Source organism: Nocardia ninae NBRC 108245 (assembly GCF_007990755.1).
In the GTDB taxonomy this organism is placed as follows: Bacteria; Actinomycetota; Actinomycetes; order Mycobacteriales; family Mycobacteriaceae; genus Nocardia; species Nocardia ninae.
The window spans coordinates 1-18,261 of sequence record NZ_BJXA01000016.1; the positions used below are offsets into that span (position 1 = coordinate 1).

Annotated in this window: 21 protein-coding genes and 1 pseudogene; 13 read left to right on the forward strand and 9 right to left on the reverse strand. The window is 65.6% G+C overall.

Annotated elements, in window-relative coordinates; genetic code table 11:
- Positions 1 to 620, reverse strand: a 620-nt coding sequence (locus NN4_RS14445; RefSeq protein WP_147130718.1) for a S8 family serine peptidase, incomplete at its 3' end; no start/stop codon positions are given.
- Positions 613 to 2,067 carry a type VII secretion integral membrane protein EccD gene (gene eccD / locus NN4_RS14450; RefSeq protein WP_147130953.1) on the reverse strand — a complete coding sequence of 485 codons (1,455 nt, stop codon included), beginning with the start codon at positions 2,065 to 2,067 and terminating at the stop codon, positions 613 to 615. The genes NN4_RS14445 and eccD, both read right to left, overlap by 8 nt.
- A 199-nt stretch (positions 2,068 to 2,266) precedes the next feature.
- On the opposite strand from eccD, the gene eccA reads away from it, so the two are divergent.
- From eccA to NN4_RS14495, 9 genes are all read left to right on the forward strand, one after another.
- Complete coding sequence (gene eccA / locus NN4_RS14455; RefSeq protein ID WP_147130719.1) at positions 2,267 to 4,084, forward strand: type VII secretion AAA-ATPase EccA; 1,818 nt, start codon at positions 2,267 to 2,269, stop codon at positions 4,082 to 4,084.
- Between the two features lie 164 nt (positions 4,085 to 4,248).
- A complete protein-coding gene (locus tag NN4_RS14460) occupies positions 4,249 to 4,440 on the forward strand; it encodes a hypothetical protein (RefSeq protein WP_147130720.1) in 192 nt (63 codons plus the stop codon).
- 519 nt (positions 4,441 to 4,959) lie between these two features.
- The gene (locus NN4_RS14465; protein WP_281289350.1) at positions 4,960 to 5,703 is read left to right on the forward strand and encodes a cyclodityrosine synthase; all 744 of its coding nucleotides are present in this window, start codon (positions 4,960 to 4,962) and stop codon (positions 5,701 to 5,703) included.
- Complete coding sequence (locus NN4_RS14470; RefSeq protein ID WP_147130722.1) at positions 5,700 to 6,890, forward strand: cytochrome P450; 1,191 nt, start codon at positions 5,700 to 5,702, stop codon at positions 6,888 to 6,890. Before NN4_RS14465 ends, NN4_RS14470 begins: the two co-directional genes overlap by 4 nt.
- 169 nt (positions 6,891 to 7,059) lie before the next feature.
- Complete coding sequence (locus NN4_RS14475; RefSeq protein WP_147130724.1) at positions 7,060 to 7,368, forward strand: WXG100 family type VII secretion target; 309 nt, start codon at positions 7,060 to 7,062, stop codon at positions 7,366 to 7,368.
- 9 nt (positions 7,369 to 7,377) lie between these two features.
- Positions 7,378 to 7,674, forward strand: coding sequence for a WXG100 family type VII secretion target (locus NN4_RS14480; protein WP_147130727.1), 297 nt, complete (start codon positions 7,378 to 7,380; stop codon positions 7,672 to 7,674).
- Entirely contained in the window at positions 7,671 to 8,981 is a 1,311-nt protein-coding gene (locus NN4_RS14485; RefSeq protein WP_147130730.1) for a WXG100-like domain-containing protein, read from the forward strand. Before NN4_RS14480 ends, NN4_RS14485 begins: the two co-directional genes overlap by 4 nt.
- Before the next feature lie 16 nt (positions 8,982 to 8,997).
- A complete protein-coding gene (locus NN4_RS14490) occupies positions 8,998 to 9,474 on the forward strand; it encodes a DUF7674 family protein (RefSeq protein WP_147130732.1) in 477 nt (158 codons plus the stop codon).
- Positions 9,471 to 9,905, forward strand: coding sequence for a YbaB/EbfC family nucleoid-associated protein (locus NN4_RS14495; protein ID WP_147130734.1), 435 nt, complete (start codon positions 9,471 to 9,473; stop codon positions 9,903 to 9,905). The genes NN4_RS14490 and NN4_RS14495 overlap by 4 nt, the downstream gene beginning before the upstream one ends.
- 209 nt (positions 9,906 to 10,114) lie before the next feature.
- Here the strand turns inward: NN4_RS14495 and NN4_RS14500 are convergent.
- The 3 genes and pseudogenes from NN4_RS14500 to NN4_RS14510 form a co-directional block, all read right to left on the reverse strand.
- A pseudogene (locus NN4_RS14500) lies at positions 10,115 to 10,700 on the reverse strand (dihydrofolate reductase family protein).
- 53 nt (positions 10,701 to 10,753) lie between these two features.
- Positions 10,754 to 11,488, reverse strand: a complete 735-nt coding sequence (locus NN4_RS14505; RefSeq protein WP_147130736.1) for a TVP38/TMEM64 family protein — start codon at positions 11,486 to 11,488, stop codon at positions 10,754 to 10,756.
- A gap of 140 nt (positions 11,489 to 11,628) precedes the next feature.
- Positions 11,629 to 11,823 (reverse strand): DUF5708 family protein, encoded by a 195-nt coding sequence (locus NN4_RS14510; protein ID WP_147130738.1) that lies wholly within the window; start codon positions 11,821 to 11,823, stop codon positions 11,629 to 11,631.
- 171 nt (positions 11,824 to 11,994) lie between these two features.
- Between NN4_RS14510 and NN4_RS14515 the strand changes: the two genes are divergently transcribed.
- The gene (locus NN4_RS14515) at positions 11,995 to 12,630 is read left to right on the forward strand and encodes a TetR/AcrR family transcriptional regulator (RefSeq protein ID WP_186818420.1); all 636 of its coding nucleotides are present in this window, start codon (positions 11,995 to 11,997) and stop codon (positions 12,628 to 12,630) included.
- 44 nt (positions 12,631 to 12,674) lie between these two features.
- On the opposite strand, the gene NN4_RS14520 is transcribed toward NN4_RS14515, so the two are convergent.
- The 4 genes from NN4_RS14520 to NN4_RS14535 form a co-directional block, all read right to left on the reverse strand.
- Positions 12,675 to 13,316: a LysE family translocator gene (locus tag NN4_RS14520; protein WP_147130742.1), complete on the reverse strand. Its 642-nt coding sequence runs from the start codon at positions 13,314 to 13,316 to the stop codon at positions 12,675 to 12,677.
- A gap of 217 nt (positions 13,317 to 13,533) precedes the next feature.
- Positions 13,534 to 14,067, reverse strand: coding sequence for a GNAT family N-acetyltransferase (locus NN4_RS14525; protein WP_147130744.1), 534 nt, complete (start codon positions 14,065 to 14,067; stop codon positions 13,534 to 13,536).
- A 46-nt stretch (positions 14,068 to 14,113) separates the two neighbouring features.
- On the reverse strand, positions 14,114 to 14,650 hold the full coding sequence (locus NN4_RS14530; protein WP_246180882.1) for a GNAT family N-acetyltransferase: 537 nt from the start codon (positions 14,648 to 14,650) through the stop codon (positions 14,114 to 14,116).
- A gap of 201 nt (positions 14,651 to 14,851) precedes the next feature.
- Entirely contained in the window at positions 14,852 to 15,733 is an 882-nt protein-coding gene (locus tag NN4_RS14535) for a sigma-70 family RNA polymerase sigma factor (protein ID WP_147130746.1), read from the reverse strand.
- Positions 15,734 to 16,029: 296 nt separating this feature from the next.
- Between NN4_RS14535 and NN4_RS14540 the strand changes: the two genes are divergently transcribed.
- Genes NN4_RS14540 through NN4_RS14550 form a run of 3 tightly spaced genes read left to right on the forward strand, consistent with a single transcriptional unit; the run spans position 16,030 to position 18,226 of the window.
- A complete protein-coding gene (locus tag NN4_RS14540) occupies positions 16,030 to 17,202 on the forward strand; it encodes a serine hydrolase domain-containing protein (protein ID WP_147130748.1) in 1,173 nt (390 codons plus the stop codon).
- A 38-nt stretch (positions 17,203 to 17,240) separates the two neighbouring features.
- On the forward strand, positions 17,241 to 17,675 hold the full coding sequence (locus tag NN4_RS14545) for a DoxX family protein (protein ID WP_147130750.1): 435 nt from the start codon (positions 17,241 to 17,243) through the stop codon (positions 17,673 to 17,675).
- Positions 17,676 to 17,710: 35 nt separating this feature from the next.
- Positions 17,711 to 18,226, forward strand: coding sequence for a carboxymuconolactone decarboxylase family protein (locus NN4_RS14550; protein ID WP_147130752.1), 516 nt, complete (start codon positions 17,711 to 17,713; stop codon positions 18,224 to 18,226).
- Positions 18,227 to 18,261 lie beyond the last annotated feature (35 nt).

Genomic DNA, 18,261 nt, shown 5'->3' on the forward strand with positions numbered 1-18,261 from the left:
ATATTGATGACCGTGGCGCCGCTGTCGACCGCGTGCACCACCGCGCTGGCGAGGGTGTCGACGGTGCCGTAGCCACCCGCCGACATCGCGCCGGGATCGTCGGAGCGGTAGCTGTTCTTGGCCTGGTAGGCCAGGCTGGTCTGGCGAATGGAGAGGATCGCGGCGGCGGGCGCGACACCGGAGAAGCCGTCGCCGCCCTCGGGTGCGGGCCGACCGGCGATGAGACCCGCCACCAGGGTGCCGTGCCCGTCGCAGTCGGCGGTGCCGTCGGAATCGGAGACGTAATCACCGCCCGGCCGCACCGACAGTCGCGGATGCGGGTTGACGCCGGTGTCGATCACCGCGACGGTCTGTCCCTCGCCGCGGCTGAACTGCCAGGCGGCTTGGAGCCCGAGCGCCTTCTGCGCCACGGGTACTCCGACGGGCGCGGGTCCGGTCCAGATCGGTTGGGAGCACAGCAGCCGCTGCTCGGACGGAACAGGCGGGGCCACTGGGGCATTCGTGATCAGCGCCCCCGGATCGACCACGGGCGGTGCCACGCCGAGTGCCGCACCGACCGGACCTACCGCCAGCGTGAGCGTCAAGGTGACGACGACGGCAGATCGGACGAGCTCACGCATTCCGGGCCATGGCGTAGACGTCGAGGATCCAGAAAACGAGCGGACCGATAATGCAGATCAGCAGGTATTCGAAGATCTCGCCCGCCCGCTGCACCACCGGCGAGACTTCCATGTTCGGCCCGGCGACCCCGATCAGCATGCCGAGCCCCGCCACCAACAGCAGCGCGCCCGCGGCGGGCAAGGCGAGTTCCGGCATCCGCACACCCCACAGCACCGCAGGCACGATCAAGGCCGCGCAGCCACCGGCCACCAGTACCGCGGCCTGGGTCAGATCCGCGAAAGCCCTTCCGCGCCTGGCGAGTACGACACCGGCCGCAGCGGCCAGCACCGCGCACTGCCAGCGGTGTTCGGTGGCCGAGGCGACGATCACGATCGTCGCGAGCACGGTGATCGCGACGATGCCGAAGATCATGCCGGACTGAAAGTCGTTGGCGCGCCGCGATCGTTCGCCGAGGCCGGCCGCCGAGGGGATGGCGGTTGCGCCGACTGCGCCGATGCCTTCGATGGTCGGCCGTGGTTCGTGGTCGCGCGGGTCGATGGCCCCGCCTGCGGTCGGTACCGGAGGCACCGGAAGCCGAGCGGCCGCCACCGCGATCCGTGAGGCGAGGGTGATGCCGAGCAACGCGAAGACGATGATCCCGGCTGCAACCTTGAGCGGTGCGACATCCCAGATCGTCACCGTGCCCGCGGCGCCGACGCCGAACGTCGCGACCGTGATGACACCGGTGAACATCGTCGTGCGCACCGGGATCGCCCGCATCGCGATCACCGCGAGCAGCAGGGTGGCCGCCGCACCGAACAACAGGTGTGGCGCGCCGGGGCGGCCGGGCACCAATGCCGCTGTGCCACTGCCCATCAGGAGCAACCCGCACAGGGCCAGCGCGGTGGCGGGAGCGGTCGCCGCATACTTCTTGGCGACCAGGGCGGCGCCGATCAGGATAACCAGGCCGACGCCGAGGCCCGCCGAGCCGGCCAGCACCGACCAGCCACGCGCCGCCGCGAACAGCAGCAGGAAACACGTGCCGACCACTGCCGTGATCGCGCCACCCATCCCAGCTCGGCCCGCCGACTCACCCGACCAGCCGCTGAAGGAGTCGTCGGTCAGCCGGGCGACCGCGTCGATCACATCATCGAACAGCGGCGGCGACTCGACCGAATCCACCGCGCGCAGCACCAGCAGGTCGCCGTCGAACACCTCGGCCTCGGTGAGCGTGCGCCCTGGATCGATCGCGGTCTGACCGGGCTGGGCCAGGGTCCAGTGCTGGGCGGCGAGCGGCCCGTTGTCCTCCAGTTCGGATAGGTCGGGATTGCGAGAAGCGATGAGCGCCACCACATCCGGGATGAAATTCGCGATCGCGACGGTCGCGGGCAGCACCACATCCACCTGGGTGTTGCCACCGATCACCGAGACCCGGCACAGTTGCGGCTCGATCGCCGTGGACTCCATCACGTTCGGGAAATTAACAACGGAGTCGCTCGCTCGCGCGGGCTGAGCAGTGAGTTTCCTCAGTCGTAACCCTGGTCGGGCGCTGACATGCGGTTCTGTGGCGGCGGTGGTCGCGCGCGGTTAATCCCCGGTGAATGCCGCATGCTCGCGAGCAGGGTAAGGAGTGACGCGGCAACGTATTCCGGCTACGTTGCGCCGCATGTCAGCGATTCGTTCAGCCCAACAGGTCTTCGACGCGGGCGTGCTGTCGTTGGGTCTGATGGTCGACGGCCAGCAGGCCGCCAAGAACCTCGAATACGCCAAGGTGGCCTTCCGCCGGGCCACCGAGCTCGACCCGGACATGTGCGACGCGTGGCTGGGCCGCCTCGCCGCAGGGGACGCGTCCAACGAGGTGTTCGGGCAGCTGCACCGCACCTCGACCACCTCGCTGATGCGCGAACAGCGCCGGCTCGGGTTGCCGCCGCGCCAGCTGGCGGGCCGCTTCCAGATCGGCCAGTACATCGACTATCCGGTCGCCGGCTTCACCGAGATCTGGATCGCGCACGCCATGCGGCTGCTGGACGACAAGCAGTTCGACGAGGCGCAGCATGTGCTCGACGAGCTGGACGAGCGCCGCAAGAAAATCACCGACGACCCTGATGGCGCGCTGGACGACCGGCTCTGCGCCTACGCCCGCGGTGTCCTGTACTTCACCGCCCAACTCTGGCCCGACGTGATGGCGGTGCTCGCCGGGTCAGCCGAATGGCAGGACCAGTACATGGCTGTCGGCGCACACGTCATGGTCGGCACCGCGTGCGCGCACCTCGGGCTGTTCGGCGAGGCGACGCGCCGCCTCGAACAAGCCGAGCACGGTCCGATCCCGGCTGCCCGCACCGCTGCCATGTACTGCCGCGGCCTCGCGCTGCGCGAGCAAGGCAACGAGGACGAGGCGCGGTCGCTGTTCGAGACGGTGTACAGCCAGGTGCCCGGCTTCGCCTCGAACGCTCGCGCCATGAGCGATCCGACGTTCCGGATCATGGTCACCACCCGCGAGCAGATCGAATCACGCACCAACCGTTGGGATCCCGCGACCGCGCCGTCCCTGGACGAGGCCGCCGAACAGGAACACCAGGACCGGGCCGAGACGATTCTTGCTACCGCCCGCGCGGAATTGCAGGCCCAGATCGGATTGGCGGCGGTGAAGGTGCAGGTCGCCAAGTTGCAGTCCTCGGCCACCATGGCCAAGATTCGTGCGGAGAAGGGGCTCAGCAGCATGCCGCGCGGGCAGCACCTGGCGTTCACCGGTCCACCCGGTACCGGCAAGACCACCATCGCCCGTGTGGTCGCCAAGATCTACTGTGGGCTCGGGCTGCTCAAGACCGACAAGGTGGTGGAGACCAAGCGCTCCGATTTCGTCGGCCAGCATCTGGGTTCCACCGCGATCAAATCCAATGCGCTGATCGACTCCGCCATGGACGGTGTGCTTTTCGTCGATGAGGCATACACGCTGATCCAGCAGGGGCTCTCCGGTGGGGACGCGTTCGGACGCGAGGCAGTGGATACTTTGCTCGCGCGGATGGAGAACGACCGAGACCGGTTGGTGGTGATCATCGCGGGTTACGACGGCGAGATCGATCGCTTCCTGGCCAGCAACGACGGGCTCGCCTCCCGGTTCGCCAAACGGGTGAAGTTCGACTCCTACTCGCCCGATGAACTGCGTGACATCGGCAAATTCATTGCCAGCAAACGTGATTCCGCACTTTCGGACGAGGCGGTCGAGATCTTGCGTGAAGCGTGTGTGCAGCTGTACGCGGCGGAACGCACCGACCAGAGTGGTCTGCCGCGGCGCGGTGTCGACATCGCGGGTAACGGGCGGTTCATCCGCAATGTGATCGAGAGCGCGGAGGAAGAACGCGAATACCGTTTGGCCATGGACGAATCCCTTGATCTACGGACCCTCGATGAGGACACTCTGATGCGGATCGAGGCGGACGATATGCGGAAGGCGCTGGATATCGTGCTGGCCACGTTGGCCTGACGCCGTGGCCGTTTTAGGTGATCGCGTCGAGTTCGGCGTCGAAGCCGTTACCCTGAAGTGTGCTCGGCGCGCTGGGGGAGGTAAGTGAAATGCCGCAACTGCGAAGGTTTCTCGTAGAAACCGCATATGCGACTCCATTCGTATTGGCCGTAGCGTCGGTGCTGATGTTCGTACTCGGGTTCGACGGGGTATGGGTAGTCATGGTGTCGGTGCTGGTCGGCATGCTCATGGGGAAAGTCGCCGAAGCTTTGGTGGGGATGGTGCGGGCGTATCGGTCTGCGGCGCAGCCTGTTTCATCGGATCCGGTCTGGCGGATCTGGCAGCGGCGAACGCGTCACGATGGTGATCTCCCGTGAGCGCTGCGCCGTTCCGTCAGTGTCGGAGCTGATCGGTCGGTCCGTCGCCTCGGCGGGGATGACCCAGCCTTGCTGTGGCCGCAGGGACGGACCAGCGGAATGCCGGGCCGGAGTAATGGGCTACTTTCGGGCGAAGGCTGGGCTGACTACCTAGTGCGCCATCGATGTGCTTGTCAGTGCGTTTATTGGCATCGTGCACCGGCGAAACACCGTAAACGAGGTCGCCCCCCAGCTACTGAGCTGACCTGGGCGACCCGAACTGGACAGTGGATCAGTTCCGCCGGGATCCGGCTCCCACGGGCGAGCCTGGCGACCGGGCACGGAATTGTGCGATCATGAGAATTCGGCCCGCGGGTGCGCTGCGGGCCTTGGATCTCTCACCGTTGCCGAGGCCCGGTGAGCACCGCGAGGATCTAAAGCACTCGCGAGCGATGCAGGGGCTCGGGGACAACGGCGTGCACCACTGCCTCGGCAGAGCGGGTAATTCGGTAGATCCCCTTCGGCGAAAGGCGCGCAATCGTGACGTCGGCAACGCTCTCCAGATCTGCAGCAGAATCTCTGAAACCCATTGTCCAGCAGGGCTTTCTGGTTCAGCCGTTCACTCGGCACTGCCAGGTGGTCCAGCGCGATGGTGATCACGCGGTCATCGGTGTGTCACCAGGCAACAGTTACTTCTCCGGTCAGCGAATCCGCGATCTCGCCAAGTGGGGACTCGCGCACTTCGATCGGGTCGACATCGTCTACACAGATGTGTATGTGGCCGAAATGTTCGAAGCCGTAGGGTACTCCGCGCTCGACGCTCGCCGTAAGGCGGACAAGAACATTCGTGGTGTTCGTGCCAAAATTGTTGCGGCAGTTGGTGATGCCGACCCGCAGGGGAGGCGACTGTTCGCGAAGGCGATGTCGGAGTTCCGGGCCAACGAAGCGTACCGGGACCTACATGCGGATCTCGTCAGACGATCGGCCGACGATGCGGAATTCCGCGCCGTGTGTCATCAGCTGGTGGCGCGGTTCCTGTCCTCGAAGGTGCTGGATGGGCGCGCACCTACGCCCCGTCAGCACGAAGTGTGCCTCGACTACATCCGTGCCGAGGCCCCACTGTTCCTGGACACGCCCGCGATCCTCGGGGTGCCCTCGTCACTGAACTGCTATCACCAACTACTACCGATGGCGGAACTGCTGTATGCGCGTGGGTCCGGTCTTCGCGCCTCGCGTAACCAAGGCCACGCCATCGTCACTCCTGTCGAAGGAGCGGGCGCATGACTACTCTCGACACCTTGCTCGCTTTCCCGTTCTCCGCCCGTGGCGACCGAATTCCCGAGGAGGTCAACGCACTTCGCGAAGCAACGCCTGTCCGCAAGGTACGCACCATCGCCGGTGACGAGGCCTGGCTGGTGAGCTCCTACGCCCTGTGCAAACAGGTTCTGGAAGATCGCCGGTTCTCGCTGAAGGAGACCTCCGCGCCGGGAGTGCCCCGCCAGTACGCCCTCACCATCCCGCCGGAGGTGGTGAACAACATGGGCAACATCACGGGTGCGGGTTTACGTAAGGCAGTAATGAAGGCCCTGAGCCCTAAATCGCCTGGCCTCGAAGAGTTTATGCGAACCACGGCCACAAATCTGATCGATGCCCTCGTCGCCGAGGGTGCGCCCGCCGATCTGCGCAACGATTTCGCCGACCCGTTCGCGGCCGCACTGCACTGCCACCTCCTCGGCATTCCGCAGCAGGACGCACCCAAGCTGATGCGCAGCCTGCACATCGCGTTCATGAACTCCGCCGAGCCCATCCCAGCCGCCGAGCTCAACTGGAATCGGGATATCGCCTACATGGTCGAGCGCCTCGACGACCCGGAAACCTTCGGCCTGATGGCCGAACTCGCCGCCCTGCGCGACGATCCAGACTACGCGCAGGTTTCCGAACAGATGCTGGCCACCGTCGGAGTCACCTTGTTCGGCGCCGGCGTGATCTCCACCGGCGGCTTCCTCACCATGGCACTGGTGTCGCTCATCCAGCATCCGGAACTGAAGGCGCAACTGCTCGCAGACCCGGCGCTGATCCCCGCCGGAGTAGAGGAGCTACTGCGCATCAACCTGTCCATCGGCGACGGTCTGCCACGACTGGCCACCGAAGACGTCCAACTCGGAGATGTCCTGGTCAGCAAGGGTGAGCTGGTCCTCGTACTGGTGGAAGGCGCCAACTTCGACCCCGCCGCCTTCCCCGCACCTGAGACCGTCGACCTGAACCGCCCCAACGCCAGCGCCCACCTATCCTTCGGCGGCGGTCAACACTTCTGCCCCGCCACCGCCCTGAGTCGCAAGCACGCCCAAATCGGCCTGGAAGTCCTACTGAGCCGCATCCCCACCCTCGACCTAGCCGTACCCATCGACCAACTCGTCTGGCGCACCCGCTTCATGAAACGAATCCCAGAGCGCCTACCCGTTTTGTGGTAGTCGCCGTCCGATACCCCGCCTGACGAGGAGGGCGGGGTCGTCGGCACTGGTCACCGGCTGCCGCGCGTCCGACACCGGCAAGGTCGAACGCTCTGTAGAACCGGGAGCATCATTGCTGCGTCCTATAGTTGTTCAGGCGTCCACGGACTGCGCTGCGAGGGGAGACTGCATGTCGGACGAACTTCAGGTCGAGCCGGATCGGCTCCGGGATGCCGCACGCTTCATTGCCGACAAGGCGCAAATCATCAAGGACGGGATAGTCCAGCTCGATAAGACGGTCGGCCAGGAGCTGCTGGCCGACGGGTGGCAGGGAAATGCTGCCTCGGCCTACGACGAATCCTGGATCGAGTGGAAGCAAGGGGCGGATGATATCGCCGCTGCGCTGGAGGAGTCAGCGTCGAATCTTGTTGATGCGGCACATCGGTATGAGATGCGAGATCAAGTAAATCGGGACGCGATCGCACAAGCCGGAGAGTAGGTGTAAGGGATGGCGGACGATTACAGCTACCGCGTGAACCTCCAGCAACTCGACGACGCGATCGCCACTATGGCGAAATTCGGAACTGAGGTCGAAGGATGGTTGCGGGAAGTCGATCAGCATATTGCTGATCTGCATCTGTCCTGGTCGAGCAATGCGGCCGAAGCTCAGCGCGCTGCCCACGACCGATGGATGGCGGGCGCGGCGGAGATGCGGGAGAACCTCGATGAGCTGCGTGAGGTTGCGCGACGTGCACACACGAACTACACCGGGGCTGTCCAGACCAACACCGAGATGTGGCCGTGAGTCCGCCGACGCCCTTTCCGGTCATCGTTTGCCGAGGCGATGACTATCGCTCGGCCAGTGAAGGAGTCGGTTTCATCCGCGATGACGCCGGCGAGGTGCACGGCGCGCTGCTGCTGACATTGTCGGGATACGCCGGAATGGGTGGCAGCGACAACGCCGGTGCGCAATGGGCGAAGTCATACGACGAGGCTGTAGATGCGGCACTGCAAACCTCGTCGAAGCTGGTATCGACATGTGCCCGCACCAGCGATCTGATAGCCGCAGGTGCGCACAACCATGCTGTTGCCGAGGCCGGTGCCAATGGCGTCGAACCGCCGTCGGCGCCCAAACCCGGGATGGATCCGTGTTTGGCGATCAGAGTTCCCTCGGCGGGCGGTGGCGGTGGCCCGGAGCCATTCGGGTGGTCGTTGATCAAGTCGGTATCGGGGTTGGTGTGGCCGAATGGCCATCAGGACCAGTTGCGGGCCGCGAAAGACGTTTGGTACGCCGCCGCGGAGTCGATGGGTACCGCCACCAGCCGGTTCCCAGCGACCGTTGGTCTGCTCGAAAACCAGCGGTCGGCCGAAATCCCCGCCGCAGTCGCGGCCTGTAGCGAGACAGCCGACAACTTTCTCGAGTTGGAGACCGCGTTCCGGGAGATCGGGGATTCGTGCTCCGAGTACGCCCAGCACCTCGACGACGCACATCACGAGATCCTGGCCGAGCTGAAGCAAATGCTCATCGAGACGGCCGCGATCGAAGCCGGCCTGGCTGTCTTGATCCCGTTCACGGGCGGGTTATCCGAGCTCGGCAATGGAGCGGTCATCGCGCGAATCGGCATCTACGCTGCGCGCATAGGCCGCATCATTGATCGGCTTGTCGTCAAAGTCACCGCAATCGTCGGCAGGCTCGGCTCGATAGTCACCGGCAAGCTCAAGCCGTTGCTGACGAAGCTCGGGGAGTGGTTGGAGAAGGCCAAGACCAAGTGGTGGCGGTCCGACTCCGGTGGTGGGCTGCCCGAGCTCCCACCCAAGCCGCCTGCAGTGAAGCCGAAGGTGAACAACACCAAACTGCAGAACATGCTGGACGACCTCTACAAGGGCGCGGAAAACCCAGCCCGAGTTGGGGACGGGACAACTGCGGACGCTGTTCGCAACGAGTATCGAACTCTGGAGCCCACTGAAGGTAGATGGCATCTGCAGAAAGCGATGGAGACACAGCGAGGACTCGCGAAATGGCTTATGGACAAGTCGAATACCGATCCGGCCGATCGGGCGGTGGCGATTCGGGAACTGCAGAACCTCATGGACGCATTGGCGGGGCGGTAGAGGGTGAGGCGAGATTATGAATGAGCAGACCGATAAAGAGATTCTGGACATGCTCGACACCTGGACTCGGAGCCTGGTGCCCGAGCAAGCGCGGTTCGTCGACGAACTCGCGGCTCTCGAGCCGGAGATCCGCCCGCTGATCGCTGAACACATCCGCGATAACGACGAGCTTCTCCCGACACTGTTGATGGGCGACATCGCTCGATGGGTGGCGCAGGTTGTTCAGAACAGTGACGATCCGCGATCACGATTGGCACCGTTCTTCCTCGAGCTCGAACGGGCTTGGGGCGATGGACGCGGTCCGGTATCCGATCTGATCGCGGTGTCATTTGTAGAGAACGTCTTCGACAATCCTGGCATCGTCGAACTCTTGGGACCCAATCTCGCTCACTACTACCGGGTTTACACCGGACAAGAGAAGGCACGTGACGACGAGCGCCGACCAGTGCCCAGCATCGTGAAGCAGATCAGGAAGAAGCTGGGCCGCTCATGACCGACCTGCAGAGATGGGAGCAGCAGCTTCAGCAGGAACTCGCCGAAATCCGCCGCAGCGCAGAAACACTCGCGAAGTCGGCCGCAGCTGTGACCGGGCGGGGTGAGCTGCGGGGCATCACCATCGAGGTCAACGCCGGCGGAGACATCACGACCCTGCATATTGCACCGGCTGCGATGCGATGGTCCACCGCGCAGCTGACCAATGCGCTGCTGGACTGCCATCGCCGTGCCCGAGCCGACGTTCGCGCCAAAACCGAAGAGGTCGCTCGGACGGCCGATCCTCGATTGCGCAGTCAGCTGCAGGAGATTCTCGGCACGACGGAGAACCCGCCTGCGGAACAGCGTCGGACGTTGACGGAGGAGCAGGTGCAAGCGGCGGACGACGCGTATTTCGAACGGATCAACCAAGGTTGGACCACCGAGCGCTGACGGTCGTCGGTTCATGGCTCGCGCGCGGGTTGCGTTCTACGTCCTGAGCTGTAATGGAGCTAGAACACGTTGCGCGGGGTTTCGAGTAGGCCGAATGCGTTGCGACTGCCCTCTCCGCTGAACGGGTCGCTGCTGGACTTGTTCGATCGTCGCCACGGACCCGCTGTCGTGGGTCGCACGCAACACCGCGCCGACTGTCTGGCCCGCGCTCATCGCCTCGTCTCGTACCGGGTCAGCAGCACTCCGCCGGGAAACATCCGGGTCTCCACCAGGTTCAAGTTCACCCAGCTGTCCAGCGCGGTGAAGAACGGTGTGCCGCCGCCGACCAGGACCGGCACGGTGACCAGCACGTATTCGTCGATCAGCCCCGCCCGCATAGCCGCACCGGCGAGCGTCGCGCCGCCGATGTCCATCGGGCCGGCGTCCTCGGCCTTGAGCCGCGTGATCTCGGTGACCGCGTCGCCGGTGAACAGGCGGGTGTTCCAGTCGACTGTGCTGGTCGTCGCGGAGAACAACACCTTCGGCATGTCCCGCCAGCGACGGGCGTACTCGATCGCCGCCGGTGTGGCGCCGGGCTGCTGGTCGGCGGTCGGCCAGTGGGAACTCATCGCCTCCCACAGCTTGCGCCCATACAGCGCCAGGCCCGTCGCCGCCACCCGGTCGGACCACCACTGGAACAGCTCGTCGCTCGGTGACGAGTCCGGTCCCTCGCCCCCCACTCCAGCCGAGGTCGTCGCCGGGCGCGGCGATGTAGCCGTCCAGGGTCACATTCATGCCAAAGGTCAGTTTCCGCATGCGGCAGCCTCTCGTGAGTCGATCTCACGCGTACAGACGGTAGCGGTGGATGCTCATGCAGCGGGGTCGCGCTGCGAACCTGCGTCCGAGACGGCGTCTCGATGCTCGCCGCGCCTACGCCAGCCGCGGTATCCGCGATGTAGTGCGACGGCGCCGAGGATCGCGGTGACGCACCACACCGCGATCGCGGTGTAGGCCAGGGGCGCCGACAGGTCGCCGATCGATGCGCCGAGTGCGGTGTAGACGAAGGCGCGCGGCGCCGAGCCGATGAAGGCGCCGACCGCCATCTGCCACACCGGAATGCCGAACGCACCGAAGACATACGACGCCAGCGCATCCGAGATCCCGGGGACGAAGCGCTGCCCGACGACAGCCCAGAGGCCGCGCCGCTCGATCTGCGTATCGATCTGCTCGGCGCGGCGGGCTCCGATCAGCCTGCGTGCACTCTCGCGGCCCGCACGCCGTCCGAGCACGCTGGCGATGATTGCCGTGCCCACGGTCGCGCCGAGCGTGACGAAGGTGCCGACGAGTGGACCGAACAGCAGGCCGCTGCCCGCGGCCAGGATCGTGCCGGGGACGAAGATCGCGCCGAGGGCGGCCGAGGCCACCACATAGACCAGCGGTGCGACCGGGCCGGTCGACTCGATCAGCTCGCGCACGGCGTCGATGTCGATTACGCGGGCGACGGCGACGAGATAGAACATCACACACAAGAACGCGGCGAACAGCACGAGGCGGGCGATGTCCAGTCGCCGACTGATGCGGTAAGGGCTGCCGTTCTCGGTCATGATGCGGGCAATCTTGCCGCATGCCGTCCGGACCCACGAATCGACGACGGTGCAGTAATTCCGCTGCGGCGGTCCTGATGTCGTGCGCGTCGATACGCGGTGGATCGCTAGTCGAAGTCCGGCCACCGCAAGCCGAGAACTTACGTGACGGATTTGCCGACGACAGATTTGAAGAGTCCGTAGAGGACCTCCAGCCCACCCAGGACCATCAACACGATGCCCAGCTTGGTCAGCGTGACGACCGGCGTATCAACATCGCCGGCGAACCGCCACAGCACGAAACCGATAACGAGGGTAATGCCGCCCATGATCACGGCTTTGAATCCTGAATTCATCCCTTACCTCTCCAAGTAGTCCATACGACTGTACTGTACAGTCGTATGGACCGGCGAGTCGTCAGACCACCGCGACAGTTCCCGTGCTGGAGGTCAATCCATGAGCAAGTTCGTCGGTATCACCCGCGACGCCGTCTATATCAGTCCGGTCGAGAAGCAGTGAGCGGTGCGATGGTGACGGACAACGCGCACGCCCTGCGGCGCGCCGAGCTGTTGGACGGCGTCCTCGACGTTGCGGCGACCCGAGGCATGGAAGCGGTGAGCGTGCGTGAGGTCGCCGCACAAGTCGGGGTGTCCCCAGCGAAGGTGCAGTACTACTTCCGCACCAAGGACGAAATGCTGATCGCCGCATTCAGACACGTCGAACAGCTCCTCGACGACCGCGCGGCGCAGGTGAGCTACGAGCACGGCGTGGCAGCGGCACTGCGGGCTGTCCTGGTGGATTGGCTTCCGGTCGACGCGGCACGAGCGCGGTTGGTGAAGGTATGGATCGCGTTCCTCGCGCGCGCCGTCGTCACCGACGAACTCGCCGCGATCGAGTCGGCCTATCAGCAACGCACCCAGGCACAACTGATCGAGGCCATCGAATCCGCTATCGAATCCGGCGAATACGCGGCCGAGGTCGAACCCGCACTCGAGGCGCGACTGCTGTCCGCACTGGTCGAAGGGCTATCGGTGCGCATGCTGACCGACCCGGTCGGGTTGCCGGCCGAAACTGCTATCGCGACCCTCGACGCGCACCTGGCCGTCCATCCCAGGCGAGCAGACCACCGCGCCTCGTCGCACGCGCATCACCGTGCTGACTGAGCTGGCTGCGGGCGCGTCGGTCTGGGATCGACGCGCCGGTCTGCCTAGGCCGTAACGGGGCGGGTGCGGTCGGTGGCCAGCAGGACCGCGACTGCGCCCAGCAGCGTGCCGGTGACCCAGCGCTGCGCCCGCAGCCACAGCGGCCGGCCGGACAGGAACGATGCGAGACTGGCGGCACCGAGCACGATCAGGCCGTTGATGGTTAGCGCGATACCGATCTGCACCGAGCCGAGCAGCAGACTCTGCAACCAAATTCGCCCGTGTTCGGGAGTCACGAACTGCGGAATCAGTGCCATGTAGATGATCGCGATCTTCGGATTGAGCAGGTTCGTGACCAGACCCATGGTGAAGAGTTTGCCCATGGAGTCGGCGGGCAGACCGGACGGCTCGAACACCGAGAGGCCGCCGCGCAACGTCTTCCACGCCAAGTACGCCAAATACGCTGCGCCGGCCAGCTTCAGGGCCAAGTACAACCCGGGCACCACCGCGAAGATCGCGGTAAGCCCGACGGTGGCGGCCACGAGATACACCATGAACCCGATGGCCACGCCCGACAACGACACCAGACCCGCGCGCCGTCCCTGCGATACGGTCCGCGATACCAGATACACCATGTTCGGCCCTGGCGTAAGCACCATTCCCAGCTCGATCGCGGCCACTCCCAGCACCGCCGTCGTTTCGATCACGCCTCATCCTCGGGCACACCCATAGCGGCTGTCGACCGCCACTTCCGACGCACTGGACTGCTCGACGCCGGGCCGATGGTGAACCAGCACAGCGCGTGCCGACCACGATGACGTCGTACATGAAACTCGACTCCGGTATGTCCTCGACTGTTCCGGATCATGCGCGCAGCGGGATCATGGTGCATCTGGTCGGTGTGCATTTGTGCCGTCGACTTGATCAGAGCCTGGGCTTCACCATGTGGACCGCACCGCTGATGTGGTTGGGTGGGAGGGGATCCGGCGTGGGCAGGAGTTGGTAGCCCGCGTTCTGATACATGCGGATGTTGCGTTCGCTGCGTGCGCCGGTGAACAGGATGAATTGCTCGACGTGCGGGGGAGCGAGACTTTCGATCAGGCGCAGCAGGTGGGAACCGGCTCCTCGACCGGCCAGGTCGGGAGCGACCATGAGCCGGCCGACGTGCCAGTCGCTACCTTCGACCTGGCCGCGCACCGCAGCGACCAGACGCCCGCGCTTCCGGACGACCAGAGTCGTCGACGTAGTCGCCCACGCCAGTACCTCGTCGTGAGTCTCGTGCAGTGGGGGGAGGTCGAGCATGTTGTTGAGCACCGCCTCCGGGACCCAGCAGCATCGCTGCAAGACAACGAGTTCGGCGAGATCGTCTGCAGTGAAGAGGGACAGTGTGGAGTCAGGGAGAACGTCCGATAGGGCGTCGCGGGGTAGATCTATCTGCTTCGGCGAGTGTGTGGCCATGAGTGGTTCCTGATCAGTGGTGCGGATGGACAATACGGCGTGCGGATCAGCGCATCGGCTTGTGGAAGATGAGGAAATCGCACGGGGTGGCGAGCAGCGGCACCAGGTGCGGGTAGCTCTCGTCCAGCGCACCCTTACGCTCGAGGGCGTACCCGAGCCGCAGATACCAGCCGCGCAAAAACTCCTTCACCGGATGCGCCCAGCTGCGGGGCACCAGTAGCTCCAGCTGCACCGTCCGCGCACCCTGATCGACACAGTGGCGCTCGGCGAAATCGACTAGAGCACTGCCGATTCCGGTGCCGCGCTGCTCGGGCGCGCACACCAGCATGCCGAATTCGCCGATGCCATCGGCCAATTGCTGAATGCGGACGGCACCAACGATTCGGCCATCCTCATCGCGCGCCACGGCGACATGACCGTCGGTGATCAACCCGGCCAGCTCGGATGTCGTTGTGCGGCTGGCGCCGTCACGCCACAGACCCGCTTCGGCCACTTCGTACACTCGATTCACCAGGTCGGCAAGCTCCGCGAGTAGCGCGGTATCGTCCGCCGCCTCCGTCGGCACCATCTCGATGGACACCATCGGTACTCCTTCTCGCATCGTGACGTTTCCCGCGTCCGTTCCCGCGCTCATGATCACATGGCGACGGCGTCGGCCGCGCCTGAGGCCGAATCTCGAGGCGCGGCCGCCTGTTTCAGTGTTCACCAGCTCCTCGGGCCCGACGCCGGGTTCTTTCCGCTCTCCTCCGGCAGGGTCTGGTCGCGGCGTCGTCTTGTGTCGGCTTCATCCGAGGACTGCGGTTAGATCGAGATGGGCGAGTCGGTTGGGATCGGACAGGATGTCGATCGCGGTGATGCGATCACCGGCAACGGTGAAGGCGAGGACGGAGAAGGGGGCGCCCTCGACGGTGTTGACCAATCCTGCACAGTCGTTGACCAAGGCGGGGTGGATGGTGCAGAGGGTGGCCATGCGCTGAAAGGTTTCGGCTTGTCCGGCGACGGCGGCCGCGCCACGGATCACGCGCATCGCTGCGCCGGAGTCGGCGCGCAGCACCACGTCGGGGTCGAGGAGGCGCAGCAGTTCCTCGAAGTCGCCGCCGCGGGCGGCGGTGAGGAAAGCGTCGACGACGCGGCGATGACCGGCCCGGTTCGAATCCGGGCCCGGACTCGAACCCTGGACTCGGCGGCGGGCCTGGCTGGCCAGTTTCTTGGCGGTCTGGGGAGTGCGGTCGACGATGGGTGCGATCTGTTCGTACGGCAGCGCGAACATGTCGTGCAGGACGAAGGCGAGTCGTTCGGCGGGGCTCAGCGATTCCAGCACGACCAGCAATGCCAGGCTTACCGAGTCGGCAAGTAGCGCTTCGTGTTCCGGATCGAGGGTGGACTCGCTGGTGATCACCGGATCGGGCAGGTGGTCGGCTTCCAGTGGTTCTTCGCTGCGGGTTTTGCGGGAGCGCAGCATGTCCAGGCAGACGCGGCCGACGACGGTGGTCAGCCAACCGCCGAGGTTGCCGACGTCGCTGGTGTCGGTACGTGCCAAGCGCAGCCACGCCTCTTGGACCGCGTCGTCGGCGTCGGTGAGCGAGCCGAGCATCCGGTAGGCGACCGCCCGCAGGTGGGTGCGGTGTCCTTCGAATTCCTCGGCCAGGAACTGGTCATCGTGCACGGGGTCCTCCTCGATCTAGTCCCGTACCGATGACGAATGGGCGGCGGAAAACGTGACCCTATAAGTCTTCGCTGGCTTTTCCCATCACCGGTTCGGTGTGCGCTTCGCCCCGAACCGGCCGCCGGAAGTGGACCCGAGCCGGGTAGGAGCGGGCTCTACCTGCCCTTTTCCGTGTTGCGGTCACGTTTTCTCGCCGCCGTCCGTCAGTGCACCAGAACGCCGATCGCGGCGGCTTTTCGGAGCCGAATGCTCCCGCCTCGCGCGCCATCTCGGCTGCTATCGAGAGGAACAACATTGTGAACGAGATCGAAGTACACGGCACCGTTGCCGACGGATACGAGCAGGTGCATGCCGAGTTCGCCGCCGTCGTCACCGAGGAGGACGGGGAATCGAGTGCGCAGCTGGCCGCGTTCGTGCGAGGCCGGAAAGTGGTGGACCTGTGGGCCGGCCGGGACGTTTCCTGCAATACGCTGACCGGTTTGCATTCCACCAGCAAGGGCGCCGCAGGCCTGGTGGTGGCGCTGCTCATCCAAGACGGTGTCCTCGATGTCGACCAGACGATCGCCCACTACTGGCCACAATTCGCCGCCGCGGGTAAACAGCGCATTACCGTGCGCGACGTACTCGTCCACCGGTCCGGGATCGTCGGGGTCGACGGCGGACTCACCATCGCCGAACTCGCCGACGAAAAGATCATCGCCGAACGACTGATCGGGCAGCGGCCCTTCTTCGAACCGGGATCGGTCCACGGATACGGCGGGTTCGTCACTTACGCCATCATCGGCGAAGTGGTGCGGGCAGTGACCGGCAGCACCATCCAGGAACTGTTCGAACAACGGATACGCGCCCCCTACGGGCTGGATGTCTACCTCGGCCTGCCCGCCGAACTCGACCACCGCTACCTGCCGATCCTGCCGTGGCGAGCGACCCCGGAGATGGAAGCGGCCTTCGCCGCCAACGCACCCAACCCCCATGGGATCGCGGGCATCGCCTACAACCTCAACGCGCGCGGCTTCACCGCCGCCGACGTCATGACACTGCCCAACGACACCACCCTGCGCCGCCGCGGCCAAGGCTCGGCCGGTGGCGTCGGCAGCGCGAACGGCGTCGCAGCGATGTATGCCGCGGCCACCACCGGCATCGCTGGCCGGGAACCGCTGTTGTCCCTGGAAACCATCGCCATCGTCTCCGCCATCCATTCCGGTGGAGCGGATTTGGTGCGCGGTGCACAGGCGCCCTACGCACTGGGTTTCGAAGCCAAGAGTCTGCTGTATCCGTTCCTCGGCACCCACGCCTTCGGACACACCGGCTCCGCGGGCTCGGACGGATTCGCCGACCCACACAGCGGCCTGGCCTACGGCTACACCCGCCGCCGCGCCGCCTTCGCCTTCAACGCCCCCGAGAACGCCCGGCTCGCCGCCGCCGTATACCGCGCCGCCACCGGCACCCCGATCGCCTCGGCCGCCTGACCCGCTACCGGCCGACCAACTATTCAGGAGCAACGAACATGTCTACTCGCACCACGTCGATGATCTCCCGCACCCTGAAACTCGCCCGCTGGATTCCCGTGACCGCCGTGCTCGCCGAAACCGCGGTCGGCGCCTACTGGGACCTCGCCCGGATCTCCTACGTCCGCGACTCTTTCGATCACCTCGGCTACCCCATGTACTTCGCCACCATCCTGGGTGTCGCCAAGACCGCCGCCCTCGCCGCGATCCTGACCCCCGGCCACCCGCAAACCAAGGAATGGGCCTACGCCGGACTGGTCTTCGTCTACGGCGGCGCCGCCACCTCCCACATGGCCGCCGGGGACGGCCCCGACAAGTGGGCGATGCCGCTGTGCTTCGCCGCCGCCACCTTCGCCGCCCGCGCCTGGCTGCCCCAGGGCACCGCCACCCTGCGCGCGCTCGGCATCTCCGGAAACCGGCCCCAGCCCGCCTGACCCCGGCCGATTCACCACAACAGAGAAGGAACACGATGAACGCGAACACCACCACCCAGCGGCGCAGCGGCTCCCGGCTGCCCAATCCCCAGCAACTGGTTCCCGAACTCGGTGAGGTCGGCGCGGCGCTGTTCAAGGCCACCGGCAACGGGGCGATTCCGCGGGCCACGATCGGTCTCATCCAGCTACGCGCGGGCCAGATCGTCGCAAGCACCTACCTCGCCATCCTGCACGCGGGCAACCTGCGCACCGCCGGGGAGTCCGAGGAGCGGATCGCCGCGGTCGCGACCTGGCGCGACGCCCCCTATTTCACCGACGCCGAACGCGCCGCGCTGGCGCTGGTCGAGGCTGTCCTGCAACCGTCCGCGCACGGTGAGCGGGTACCTGAGGAGCTCTACGCCCACGCTGCCGAACACTACGACGACAAAGCCATGGCCACCCTCGCCATGGCCATCGGCCAGGTGAACTTCTTCGTTCCGCTCGCCCTCATCGGACAGCCGCTGCCCGGCCGCCCTCCGGCCGAGCAGTGGACCGCTGTGCCGGTCCGATAGGTCGACACGGCCGGATGCGGGGCAATTGCGCTCCG